This window comes from uncultured Campylobacter sp. (assembly GCF_938039245.1).
In the GTDB taxonomy this organism is placed as follows: domain Bacteria; phylum Campylobacterota; class Campylobacteria; order Campylobacterales; family Campylobacteraceae; genus Campylobacter_A.
This window is the reverse complement of the sequence record NZ_CALHVN010000020.1, coordinates 1-11642: the sequence shown is the minus strand read 5'-3', so window position 1 is coordinate 11642 and position 11642 is coordinate 1. Positions and strand designations below refer to the sequence as shown.

Sequence of the window (11642 nt, the reverse complement as noted above, 5' to 3'; positions counted from 1 at the left end):
ATGGTAAAATATATATAGAAAAACGAAAGGAGCTAAGATGCCAGGTTTAGTAAAATACGCTTTGCTAGGTTGCTTGCTTTTTGCGATAACGGTAACGGTAGCATATGCGCTCACGGACGTTTTAAGCTCGGGTAACGCTTTGATAGTAGGTCTGGCTACGCTAATAGTCGCGGCGGCAAAGATGATGGACGACGCAAAAAAAGCTAAAAATTTATCTTTATAGTTCATGTTTCGCCCTTCAATCCTTTTTGTTTAAAATCCTATTAAACGCCTTTGAAATTTCAAACATCCATAAAAAATCGATTTTAAAACGCTTACAAAAAGCCTTTAAAACGACTACCTCGCATTCAAAATACCCGCCGTTAAAGTCTCGCTTTACCACGCTTGCCGTATGAAGCCCCCGAAGCATAAGAGCCTCGTAATAATCAAGCCCGAAATCATCCGGGCTCATTTTTGCTTCAACGCAGGCAAGCAGCCTCTCTACTTTTTTGAGCGTTCGGCTTCTATAGCTGCGTCGATTGCGCCCATAACCGATAGATAGCTTAGGCCTTTGTCTTCGATTTCGGCCTTAAATTTCTCCAGATCCTCGCCGCCAAGAGTAAGATCGAATCGCTTTTTAGCGGCGACGTCAAGATCTATCGAGGCGTTAGAAATCTCTTTTTGCTCCGCGCGCTTTGCTTCTATCTGCTCGATGAGCGCGAGCACTTCTAGTAGGGTTTTGGCTTTTTTGTCGCCGCTTTGGGTAGAGGCTATGCCGTTTTTGATCTCCTTTTTCTCTTCAAGCGAAGCTATCTCTGTTTTTAGAGAGTCGCTAGCGTCTATTTGCTTTTTTAGCTCGGCAAATTCTCCTACCAGATCTCTTGCTTCGCTCTTTTTTAGCTCCCTGTACTCGAGTTTGAATTTGTTTTCGTCGATGTTTATCTCAAACGGAAAGCGTGTTTTCATTGTTTTTCCTTTTTTTTTATTTTTACTTCGCAGGTGAACTAAGCCTGCCTTTGCGACTACTCGCCGTCCATAAAGCTAAACAAGTTTTCGTTAGCGGCCTTTAGCACCTTGCCCTTGAGACTTAGTTTGGCAAAATCGGTCCCGCTTACGCTCACGTCGCCCTCAAAGCTGAGATTCACTAGCGGGATAACTAAAATTTGAGCCTTGCCGGTGGCTAGGTTTTTGCCCTCGACGATGATTTTGCCGAGCGAATTTGCGAGTTTTTGCGGCGCGATTCTTTTGAACTTTGCCGGGTAAACCTTTGGTGCACACTTGTCTATCGTGAAGCTGCCCGCCGCCATGTTTTCCGTAGCGGTGTAGATCTTGCCGTCTTTTAGCACCGGATCGCCGATTCGTATTTGTTCGGTGTCGGCTTTGATGGTTTTTTCGTTGAAAAATTTGCCGGCTGCGGCGTATGTCACGTCCTCTACTACGCCCTTGAAACAAAGCGCCAAATTTGCGATATTTATATCGCCGATTTCTGTGCTGAAGTTGTACTCCGCTTTTGTTTCAAGCTCCATTACCGTTTCGCCTAGGCTCTCGTCGTTACTTAATAACTCTTTTTTCTCTATGGTCCTATTGAGCGATACGCTTTGCTGATAGCCTAGGGTTATGCTCTCGTTTGCGCCTTGAGGCGTGAAACTCACCGTTGCCACAGCAAGTCTCGCTACTTTTTCTTGTGCCATTTTTTCTCCTTTTATGCTTCCGTGAAGCCTGTGATCTTAAATTTGATTTGTACCCTTACGCAGTAAAGCGTACCGGTTATAAACGCAGCCTTTGCTCCAAACATAACTTTTTCACCGTACCTGGCGCCGAATCTAAACAGCTCGCCTCTTAGTCGGTCGATTTTATCTAGCACGCCGCTTTTGTCAGCGTTAAGCGAATTTCTAGCTACGACGACGCTAAAAACGGCGTTGTCGGTTATATCGTCTACGCTTTCAAGCCCTTCAAACACGAGATAGTCGCCGTTTTGCGCGAGAGCTTCGAGGCTTGGCAGCTCAAGTAGCCCAAATTCCCTCTTTAGCCTTGCGGCTAGTTCGCTTAGCGAGTTCACATCACGTCCTTTCTTGCCTTACTTTTGTAAAATTTCGCCGAGCTAAGCTCTCCGGCGTCGTTTACGAAAGGCGAGTTTTTGATGATCTTTTGCGCCGCTTCCAAAAGCAGCAGATCTTGCTCGTCAAGGCCTACTTTTAAATAAACCTTTAGCCTGATATATGCAAAATCCTCTTTTGCAAAATAAGGCACCTCGCGCCCTTTACAAGCATCCTGCGCGTCTGTAACGCAGCGCGTTATTAGTTCAGACGTTATCTCATTTGGATTTTGCAGGCTTTGCTTTGCCCTTAGCTCCAGCTTTTGCGCCATCTCCACTTTTTACTCCTCACGTGGGCCAAGCCACCGCTGCGGCAAGCTTTCCAAAAACTTGACCAAACTAAAGCCCTGCCTTACGGCGGGTTCCTTATCTGTTATTTTTGGCATTTGCTTTACTCTGATCGGCGGCTGGAGTAGACGGATCCTCGTCGCTACCCTCGTTTTGTTCGAGATCGCCGTTTTGATCCGTCAAATTTTGCGTATCGTCGTTTGCTTGACTCGCTTCGGACGGATTTGTAGCGTCCAAATTCGCAGCTTCTTTTTCCTCTTCTATTTCGCCGACGCCGGAATCAATATCGCGAGCTTTTAAAAAGCTTTCATAGTTGCCCATTGCAGCTCCTTACTCCGTCGGTGCGTTTTTATACGCCATTTGCCATAGGCCGTATCCTGCGTTATCCTCGGTATCCACGCCGTATCTAAATTCTTTTCTCATAAACGCCGCTTCGTTATCGGGCTTGTCCTGAGCGACAAATTCGGCCTCTTTGTTTTTCTGAAGCACGATAGGCTTGACCGCCCTTGAAGTGTCTAGCAGATACCACGTTTTTTTCTTGGTTAGCTCGTAGCACACGAGGATTTCAACCTCTTTATAGAGAGGATTGCTGGCGCCGTTTGCCTTTTTCTCGGCCAAAAATAGCTCCTTGGCCTTTGCTTTTAGCTCCGGCGGTACTACGATAAGATTTGGCTTTATGCGAAGCGGATTTCCGTTATCCTTGATGAGTCTGCCCATCTCGGCTACCGTTTTTTCATAGTTTTCCTCGGTTAGCTCCAAATTGCTCAAATTTGAAAAACTTTGCCCTTTTACTTGGTGATCGGCGGCGAAAAACTTCTTGCCGTCGTAGCAGTCGCCGTTTGACTCAAGTAGACCAAATACCATAGAGTTGTAGTGCTCCGGTACTGTGGCGGCTAGATCTATTATGCGAGGCTTTACGATGCCTAGGTTGTCGTATTCGATGACGTCGCGTTTGACCTTTATCGATGATTCCCAATCTTTTTTAGAGATGGTGTAGTTCCAAGCCGCAAGCTCGTTTAGCGTTCTATCTCCTACCCATTCGCGCATGCTAGGCATATCGGCTAGCCACGAATAATCGACCGTTACGGTATTTGCATGTATATCCGTGGCAATTTTTAAATAATCGCTGTTTTGCGTATTTAAAGCGTCGTTAAATACGGTTTTAAAACCTTTTGAAACCGACTCCATATATGCGGCATCAAGTACTCTTCTTGGCATTTTTTCTCCTTTTTATAGACCTAGTTGGGCTTTGACATCCGGATCGATATCAAGCTCATCTTTTTTGTTTTTCTCGTAGCTTTTTTCTTTAAGCACGCTTGCGGCTTCGCTTTTTGAAACTTCCATAAAGCTATCTAGCGCATTTCCTTCAAGCGCCATAGCCATCTCTTTGCGGTTAGGCAAAAGTTCGCCGTTTTTTATGGCGCTTTCTATTCGCACAGTTTTAGAGTTATTGCGCTCGGTTTCAAGCGCCGTTTTTAGCTCTCCTATCTCATTATCTTTCGCGATTATTTGCGCCTGCAAAGCCGCGTTTTTCTCGTTTAGTTCGGCCAGCTTGGCGGCTAGCTCGGAATTGTTTTCAGGCATCTCTTCTCCTTTGTTATTTAGTGCTTTGTTTAGTAAATTCGGGCGATTTACAAGCCCCACGCTTGCGATCCTCACCACCTCTCTTACGCCGTTGTCGCGGTAATTAACCTCGTAAGCGGGGCTTAGGTATCTATATAGTTTTTTATCTACTAGCCCTTTGCCTACTTCGGTAAATTCCAGGCTCGCGTAAATCCCGTCGTCTCTAGCTTCAAGCGAATTTACGTCAAACCACCCCATCGCTTCGCCGTCGTAGTGATCCTTGTCTAGCAAGATGTCTACATTTTGGCTTTTGGTGTTGGCTACCACGAACGAGGCGTCGATGTTAAATACGCGGCCGTCGTAGCCCATAACCTGCTGACCGGCGGGGCTGATTTTTATCTTTCCGTCTTGCAAGCTGTTTAGCTCAAGCGCTACCACGCTTTTTTCAAGCTCTACCATTTCGCTCCTTTTTGGATTTTCTTGCCTCGCATTTTATGGCTTTTTTAAAATTTAACCACTCTAAATACCCGTTATTTGGAGTGTCTGTAAAAAAATTTTGCGTTATAGTTTGCGCAAAAAAACGGACGTGAAAAAATGAAAGACGTAATAAAAGAGCTGTATATACAAGGAAAGACCGTAGATGAAATTTGCGCCGCTTTAAATATCGCGCGCCAAACTTTCTACTACCATAAAAAAGCGGATTTTAAAAAAGGCATCGACTGGGACGGCCTAAAACTGGCAAATTTAAGAAGCGAGGATGAGCTCGAAAACAAAGAGGCGCTTTTTGTAAATAGCCTCATCGAAAATTACGAGAAATTTTTAAAAGACGCCGGAGAGCTAAGCCCGGAGCATATCGAAAATCTTCATAAATTCGCAAAAACGTATTGGAGCATCAAGGCTCCGCGCCAAATAAACCCAAGGGATATAGCCGTAAGCGCCGCGAAAAAGACGCTGGAAGCTGTGGCTAAGCTTGCCTTGTCGCACAAGCAAGCGGACGTGGCGCAGTGGCTTAGCGAAAATGCCGATCTTATTATTTCAAACGTAGTAAAAAACGACAAATGAAAAAAGCGATGTTTCTAGGCGTTTTTAACCCCAATGTTAGCAAAGGTATAGACGTAAACCTTTTAAACGATTTTAAAAGGGGTTTAAACGCTTTTAAAAAGGATTTTTGCAACAACCGTAAAGCGTTTTTGTCCATACAAAGAGTAATAATGAGTGAAGCTATACGGCGCGTCCGCAAGACGCGGTGTGCTTTAGGTGGGTGCAGGGAGTATTTATACTCCTGCCCGCAGCGGGAGCTCGGCTCTCGCGAGGAGTTAAGATGGAGTTAAAAGAGTTAAAGGCATATCTCAAATCTTTGCCGAACATTATAGACGATCAGGGGGGAAATAGGCGTAAAAAATCGCAAAACGATTTTAAATTTTTCGTACTGACTTACTTTCCTCATCAGATAGGAGTCGAAGAGGGCGGCAAATTTAACGACAAATCCAAATTTAGAAGCTTCGTCTATAAAGAGCTCGAAAACGTTTGCATTAAGCGCCGCCATATCCTCGTAGAAGCATATCGCGGCGGCGCAAAAACGACCCTTATCACGCGGTTATACAATCTTTGGCTGTTGCTCACGGACAAAAAGAGTTACGGCATAGTGGTTAGCTCTACGATCGACATCGCGGTAGAAAGTAGCGATACTTTGCGCGTCGAGCTCGAAGAAAACGCCAAGCTCGTAAATGATTTTAAAATAGAAATAGGCGACAAATGGAAAAGCGACGAGTTTATCTTTTCGGCGGACAAAAAACCCAAGAAGCTTAAATTTTTCGGCGCCGGAAAGAAGATAAGGGGCACGAACTTTTTAGGCAAGCGCCCCGACATCATCATCGCCGACGATATAGAAAACGACGAAAACGTAGAGAGCTTGGCTCAAAGAGAAAAGCTTTATAAGTGGTTTAGAAAGGCCGTATTGAAACTGCCTAGCCGCTACGATCCTAGCTTTAACATTATCGTAGTGGGCACGAGGCTTCATCACGACGGGCTTTTAGCGCGCATAAAAAAGCTAAGCGCGTTTACTAGCTTTAATTTTCCGCTGGTGGTTAAATTTCCGGACAATATCGACGAGCTAAACAAAGATAACGTATCAAAAGCCAAAATCTCAAACATGGTCTTAGACGACGAGAGTATGGATAAGCGCAGTGTGCTCGCCGAGTTTTTCGACGACAAGGAAAGCTTTTACTCCGAATACCAAAACGAGCCGCTAAGCCGCGACGGGGCAATATTTTCGGGCTACAAGACCTATGAGGAGATGCCCGTTTGCGACGCATATTATATCGGCCTTGATCCTGCGATGGGCAAGGCTAGAGGGGATTATTTTGGACTTGCGGTGCTTGGCAAAAAAGATAAACAATATTATTTAGACACAAAAGGATATAAGCTCAAGCCCGACGTCATGATAGAAAAATTTATGCAGCTTTATTTGCGGCTGCTACTTTACGGCAAACCCATCAAAATCGCCATAGAAACGGTAGCTTTTCAGGAGTTTTTCAAGGACAAGCTAAAAGAGGAGTTTGTCGCAAAAGGCATAAGCCTGAGCGTTTGCGAGCTAAAAAACTCGGTCGCAAAAGAGCTAAGGCTCGATGCTCTAGCCCCTTACGTGACCGACGGCACGATACTCATAAACGTGGATAATACGCTTCTAATCGAAGAGCTAGATACCTATCCCAAAGCTCCTCACGACGACTTGCTAGACGCTAGCGAAATGGCCTTTAGGATAGCTTCCAGCTTAGCCGTCGCCGACTACCGCGCACTTAACCGCGTAGTTAAAAGAAACCAAAAACTCATAAAATCTCTAAAGGAAAAATATACGTGAAACAGCAAATTATCATCAAAAAAAACGACGCCGCAGGAGTGCTAAGCGGCGTAAACTACGATCTAGTGCGCGCGGCGGTCTCGGGCGGAAGCTTTGAAAGCCTGGTAAAGGTATTTGAATACTTCAAAGCTACCGACACGCAAATAGGCTCGGAACTTTTTAAGCGCAAGGTTTACGTAAGCGCGCTGCCGATATTTTTTGAAAGCGAGGACAAGGCGCAAGGCGCTTTTATACAGGAGTTTTTAGAAAGTATCAAATTTAAAAAGTTTTTGTTTGCCTGCACGGCTGCTATCGCCTACGGGTTCGCGCCTTTTATCAAGCAGTGGCGAAACGATGAGGGCAAAATTTTGCCCGATTTTGAATATATCCCGCCGACGTATTTTAATACCGACAACGAAGACAAGCTTTATCTCAAACAAGGTATAGATAAAATTTACGTCCAAAACGCAGCAGATCTTATGTGGATACACGTTCACCCCACAGATAGCGGCGACGTCATTACCCAAAGCCTCATGTACCGCATCGTCACTATAACGGCGCTAAAACATCTTGCTATATCAAAGTATATGAACTTCTTTGATAGCCTCTCTGTACCGCCGCTAGTCATCAAATCAGATAGCGTAGGTGACGAAAAACAAAGCGACGCGATCATAGAAGCGGCCGTAAATTTGCGCGCTAACGGCGTAGGGCTGTTTTCTAAAGGGGACATCGTAGAGCTACTAAACGGCAACGTCGATAAAGCGACGTTTTTAGAGTTTATCAAGTACTGCGACGACTGTATAGCAAAAAGTATCACCGGGCAGGTGCTAGCGGGCAATTCGCAAATAAACGGCACGCAGGCCCTAGGCAAAGTGCATAACGAAGTAAGGCAAGACATATTGCGATTTGACGCGATGCTAATAAGCGCTAGCCTTTGCGAGCTTATAAGTGAGACGCTAAGGCTAAATTTCTCTAACGTGAAGCCTTTTAAATTTATGCTCGACGCTAATCTTGAAGCCGACGAAAACGCGTTAAGCGAGGTATACGAGCGCATAACGTCCATGGGCTATGAGATCCCGCTTGAGTTTATGGAAACGGCGTTTAAGATCAAGGGGCTTAAATTTAAAGGCGAAGCAGAGGCGCAAATTTTGCAAAATTCGGACAAAAAAGGCGTATCGAAAAACGCTCAAAGGCAAAATTTACCCCTTGACAATATCGACGCCGCGCTTGAAAGCAAAGAATATAACAAATCCGAAAAAGAGATTCTAAAAGAGATCGAAAGTTCGTTAAATAAGCTTTTAAAGGACGCGAGCAGTTACGAGGAAGCCTTTAAAAAGCTAGGCGAGATGTATGGGGGTATTGATATAGCGCTACTTGAAAACGCGATGATAAACGCCGTATCAAACGCCCAAATTTACGGATACGAAGATGAGTAGCGTCGGTTTTTCGTTCTTTGCCGAGCCCGTAAACGTCATCAAGGCCCTCGCCGCCCGCACGCCCGAGCTTCACTTTGATTATGACGAGATTATGCACGAGGCTCATAGTAGAGCTTTTACCGTAGCAAAGATCACGCGGATAGATCTGCTTTCAGATATACAAACTAGCCTTAGCGAGGCCTATAAAAAGGGGCGGGGATTTGGAGAGTGGAGAGATAACATAAAACCCGTTTTAGTAAAGAAAGGCTGGCTAGGAGACATAAGCGTAACAAATCCAAAAACCGGAGAAACAAAGCAAATTTACGTGGGCTCGCGGCGGCTAAAGCGAATTTTCGAGACCAATATGCGTGTAAGCGTCGCAAAGGCAAGGTATGAAAGCCAGATGAGTAGTGCGGGCGAATATTTCCGTTATAAGGCCGTACTAGATCGCCGCACGCGACCCTCTCACGCTAAGCTGCACGGCATGATCCTACCAAAAACGCATAAATTTTGGGAGAAAAACTACCCGCCAAACGACTGGGGGTGTAGATGCCAGGTGCAAGTACTCACGCAATACGAGATGGAAAGCTACGGATTTAAGCCCTATGCCGGCACGCCTTTAAACGTAGCTAGCAAAGACTGGGCGTATAATCCGGGTAAAAGCGCCCAGAGCCTAGATAGCGTGCTAGCAAAAAAGGCCGCAAATTTAAGCGGTGAACTAAAAAATATAGTAAAAAACGATCTTAAAAACTACGAGCAGGATAAGAATTTATACGTTTGGCAAAAAGGGTTAAACGAGGCCGTAGAGCAAATCATCATAAAGAATGATCCAAAAACACCGATAAATATGGTGCAAGTGGGATTTTTGGGCGAAGCTCTAGCAAAAGCCGCGAGTAAAATTTTAGGGCTAGACGTAAATAGCAGCGGGATAATCCTAACAAAAAAGCACCTATCACACGCAAGCCCGAAGCGTAAAGCAGCCTACGATCACGCTTTTAGAGTGGATGAGATGAAACAAATCGTATCGGTACTTAACGACGAGGCTAATGCCTACGCAGATCTTCGAGAGAGACATAAAAACATTATATTCGTATTTAACGACAGTAAAGACAAAACGAAGATAAATTTAATTCCTATAGAAATCAGCAAGATTATCCATAAATTTAAGCAAAGCAACTATGTAATAACGCTTGACAAAGTAGATATTGACGATTTTGAAAAGGCGCTAATAGGCGGGGAACTCGTAAAAATCAAAAAGTAGTAGGCGCGGGCAGGACTCGAACCTGCAACATCGGAGTATTAGTCCTGTGGTTACGCACCCGCTAGGGTTCACATCTTCGCGCCATAGATGATTATAGCCCTTTTGCCCTCAAAAGTCAATTTAGCTTGCTTGCCATTTCGGCAGCCAAAAAGCGCTTGATATTTTCCTCTAAATTCGGCTCCAGCTTTCCGTTTTCATCGACCGGCAAAAAAGGACGAGCGGGTATTTTTGACTTATGTCCGCGTCCGGCGTTTGCGCCAAACTGATGAGATAGCCCGTAGGTAAAGCCTTTATGAGAGCTATTATTCGAGACGGTTACGCTTTTGGCGTCCGAGCTTATGTGCCAGTTGTCGGCTAGTCGCCCGCTATCTCGCAGTATGCGCTCCGAACCGCCTCTTTTTATTTTTTGCGCGAGCGTACTTTGTTTAAGCGGTTTCCAGCTCTGTCCAAACGGGCTTTTTTGGTTTTCAAACGCAAATTCTATGGAGTTTGAGATCATATTGCCGATAGTATCAAACGTGCTTTGAGATAGGGCATTGCCTTCCTCGAGTCGTTTTAGCATATCTTGGATTTGTTCAAGCCCGTTTATTTCTACACTCATCCCTGATCCTGATAAAATTTTCCAGATATTCGTCGTTCGGTTTTACGCTCTCTACCGTCGTCCATGTGGCGCCGCATTTATCGCAACGCCTAAAACGCACGGTTTCAAGCCCTTTTACGGTAGCGCCGACTCTTGTTTTTTCGTTTCCGCAGTATGGACAAAAAATGAAACACCTCCGTTTTTTTAGAGGTATTTTACTATTTCTTTAAAATTTTTCCCACCGCATTAGCCTCTGGCCTTGGCTCTTTGCGTCTTGATTACGGCCTCAAGCCCCGTGATTATCTTGTTCGCTCGTTTTTTATCGAGCATATATAGCTTAGGCACCAGGCAGCCCGTTTGCCTATAAAAAAATCTAAGCCTCGCAGGCTCGTCCCAGCCTAGCTCGTTTATCAAAATTTCAATCTTTTTTATCTGTTTTTGCGTAATTTTATCGGGCTTTGCTAGGTTTCGGCCCGCGTAGTCGGGCGTAAAATTTAGCCTATCCTCGCACTTGCCGCGCAAGATATTTAAGGCCGTGTTTAGCTCGTTTATGCTTAGCTCCTTGCTGCTTTTTACGCCAAATCTAAGATCTAGCCAGTCTTGCCACGCCTCGTTACGCTTTATTTCTTTATACAGCGGATCCGTATGTATGATCGTTAGAAGCTGCTTTCTATAGAGGTCTTGGTTTTTGGTCATTCTTATTCCCCTCTTAAAAGTTCCGGATTTTTGTAGATATTGCCGACAATCTCATAGCTAAGCATCGTGGCTTGATTTAGGTGCGGGCGTCCCGGCCTTTCTTTTATTGGCCTTGCGATAAAACCAAAGCTTGCGTCGTGCCACTTGATTATGTAGTCGGTTTTATCTTTGTTGTTATGGTGACGGATGACGTCGTCCTCGTAAATTTTTACGCCGTTTCTATCTTTTGAGCCGATGTATTGCATAAGCTTAACTTCGCGAGTGTGAAAATAAACCCTAAGCGCCCTTTCGTTTTTTCTCTTTATGACCGTTGCCGTTTTAAAAGGAAAATTTATCTCTTCTACGATATACATCTCTCTTTCGATTTCGTCCCAAACCCTATATTCAATCTCCCTCATTTTTTACTCCTCGCCACAAAAATATATCTTTGCGATCTTAAAATTCTCGTCGCTTAGTCCGTCTAAAATTTGCCTAAACCTATGCTCGTCGGTTTCGTTAAGCAACTCGGTCAAAAGATCGGTTCTAGCGGCTTCCTCGGTCTGCCACGCGGCTTTGCGATATTGCGCCAAAGATCTAAACACGTCGCGGCCGCCGTAGTATTCCACGGCTTCGTCCACGTGGACGTCTAGGCTACGAAGCGCTTGCGCCGCGGTTTTGTAGAATCTGTGGTATTTCATCTCACGCCCCCAGTTTAAATAGTTTATCTTTGGCTTTTTGGACCCGCCCAAATACCATCTTTATAACATTGACGCTCATCGCGTTACCCGCTTGTTTATACGCCTGCGTATCACTCACTACGATTTTGAAGTTTTCGGGGAACCCTTGCAGGCGTAAACACTCGCGCGGAGTGAGCTTGCGTATGCGCTCGCTCTTTGACCTTTGAATAACTTTGGGCGTTTCTTGATTGTTCTTGGCCGTCAATAGTG

18 protein-coding genes are annotated in these 11642 nt (G+C 45.0%); 5 read left to right on the top strand and 13 right to left on the bottom strand.

From position 1 onward, the window contains the following. Positions 1–37 precede the first annotated feature (37 nt). Complete coding sequence (locus Q0218_RS03185) at positions 38–223, top strand: hypothetical protein (protein ID WP_297966165.1); 186 nt, start codon at positions 38–40, stop codon at positions 221–223. A gap of 15 nt (positions 224–238) precedes the next feature. On the opposite strand, the gene Q0218_RS03180 is transcribed toward Q0218_RS03185, so the two are convergent. The 8 genes from Q0218_RS03180 to Q0218_RS03145 form a co-directional block, all read right to left on the bottom strand. Further along, the gene (locus tag Q0218_RS03180; protein ID WP_297966163.1) at positions 239–451 is read right to left on the bottom strand and encodes a hypothetical protein; all 213 of its coding nucleotides are present in this window, start codon (positions 449–451) and stop codon (positions 239–241) included. 29 nt (positions 452–480) lie between these two features. Next, on the bottom strand, positions 481–945 hold the full coding sequence (locus Q0218_RS03175) for a hypothetical protein (RefSeq protein WP_297966161.1): 465 nt from the start codon (positions 943–945) through the stop codon (positions 481–483). Positions 946–1001: 56 nt separating this feature from the next. Continuing rightward, the gene (locus Q0218_RS03170) at positions 1002–1670 is read right to left on the bottom strand and encodes a hypothetical protein (RefSeq protein WP_297966159.1); all 669 of its coding nucleotides are present in this window, start codon (positions 1668–1670) and stop codon (positions 1002–1004) included. Positions 1671–1681: 11 nt separating this feature from the next. Next, a complete protein-coding gene (locus Q0218_RS03165) occupies positions 1682–2038 on the bottom strand; it encodes a hypothetical protein (protein ID WP_297966157.1) in 357 nt (118 codons plus the stop codon). Then, positions 2035–2346, bottom strand: a complete 312-nt coding sequence (locus tag Q0218_RS03160; protein ID WP_297966155.1) for a hypothetical protein — start codon at positions 2344–2346, stop codon at positions 2035–2037. The genes Q0218_RS03165 and Q0218_RS03160 overlap by 4 nt, the downstream gene beginning before the upstream one ends. 94 nt (positions 2347–2440) lie before the next feature. After that, entirely contained in the window at positions 2441–2683 is a 243-nt protein-coding gene (locus Q0218_RS03155) for a hypothetical protein (protein WP_297966153.1), read from the bottom strand. A 9-nt stretch (positions 2684–2692) separates the two neighbouring features. Further along, the gene (locus tag Q0218_RS03150; protein WP_297966151.1) at positions 2693–3580 is read right to left on the bottom strand and encodes a Mu-like prophage major head subunit gpT family protein; all 888 of its coding nucleotides are present in this window, start codon (positions 3578–3580) and stop codon (positions 2693–2695) included. 12 nt (positions 3581–3592) lie between these two features. Further along, complete coding sequence (locus Q0218_RS03145; protein WP_297966149.1) at positions 3593–4384, bottom strand: phage protease; 792 nt, start codon at positions 4382–4384, stop codon at positions 3593–3595. Between the two features lie 135 nt (positions 4385–4519). Here Q0218_RS03145 and Q0218_RS03140 point away from each other — a divergent pair, with 135 nt between their 5' ends. The 4 genes from Q0218_RS03140 to Q0218_RS03125 all read left to right on the top strand — a co-directional run bounded on the left by Q0218_RS03140 (position 4520) and on the right by Q0218_RS03125 (position 9440). Then, on the top strand, positions 4520–4987 hold the full coding sequence (locus tag Q0218_RS03140; protein ID WP_297966147.1) for a DUF1804 family protein: 468 nt from the start codon (positions 4520–4522) through the stop codon (positions 4985–4987). A 259-nt stretch (positions 4988–5246) separates the two neighbouring features. Then, a complete protein-coding gene (gene terL / locus Q0218_RS03135; RefSeq protein WP_297966145.1) occupies positions 5247–6785 on the top strand; it encodes a phage terminase large subunit in 1539 nt (512 codons plus the stop codon). Beyond that, positions 6782–8200, top strand: a complete 1419-nt coding sequence (locus tag Q0218_RS03130) for a DUF935 family protein (protein ID WP_297966144.1) — start codon at positions 6782–6784, stop codon at positions 8198–8200. The genes terL and Q0218_RS03130 overlap by 4 nt, the downstream gene beginning before the upstream one ends. Further along, on the top strand, positions 8193–9440 hold the full coding sequence (locus Q0218_RS03125) for a phage minor head protein (protein WP_297966142.1): 1248 nt from the start codon (positions 8193–8195) through the stop codon (positions 9438–9440). Before Q0218_RS03130 ends, Q0218_RS03125 begins: the two co-directional genes overlap by 8 nt. A 115-nt stretch (positions 9441–9555) precedes the next feature. On the opposite strand, the gene Q0218_RS03120 is transcribed toward Q0218_RS03125, so the two are convergent. The 5 genes from Q0218_RS03120 to Q0218_RS03100 all read right to left on the bottom strand — a co-directional run. Then, the gene (locus Q0218_RS03120) at positions 9556–10041 is read right to left on the bottom strand and encodes a phage virion morphogenesis protein (protein ID WP_297966140.1); all 486 of its coding nucleotides are present in this window, start codon (positions 10039–10041) and stop codon (positions 9556–9558) included. Between the two features lie 225 nt (positions 10042–10266). Further along, entirely contained in the window at positions 10267–10716 is a 450-nt protein-coding gene (locus tag Q0218_RS03115) for a phage protein GemA/Gp16 family protein (protein WP_297966138.1), read from the bottom strand. Between the two features lie 2 nt (positions 10717–10718). Then, positions 10719–11114 (bottom strand): YopX family protein, encoded by a 396-nt coding sequence (locus Q0218_RS03110; RefSeq protein WP_297966136.1) that lies wholly within the window; start codon positions 11112–11114, stop codon positions 10719–10721. A gap of 3 nt (positions 11115–11117) precedes the next feature. Continuing rightward, positions 11118–11393 carry a hypothetical protein gene (locus Q0218_RS03105; RefSeq protein WP_297966134.1) on the bottom strand — a complete coding sequence of 92 codons (276 nt, stop codon included), beginning with the start codon at positions 11391–11393 and terminating at the stop codon, positions 11118–11120. A gap of 1 nt (position 11394) precedes the next feature. Further along, positions 11395–11642 (bottom strand): DNA cytosine methyltransferase (locus Q0218_RS03100; protein ID WP_297966132.1); only part of this gene is annotated, 248 nt, incomplete at its 5' end.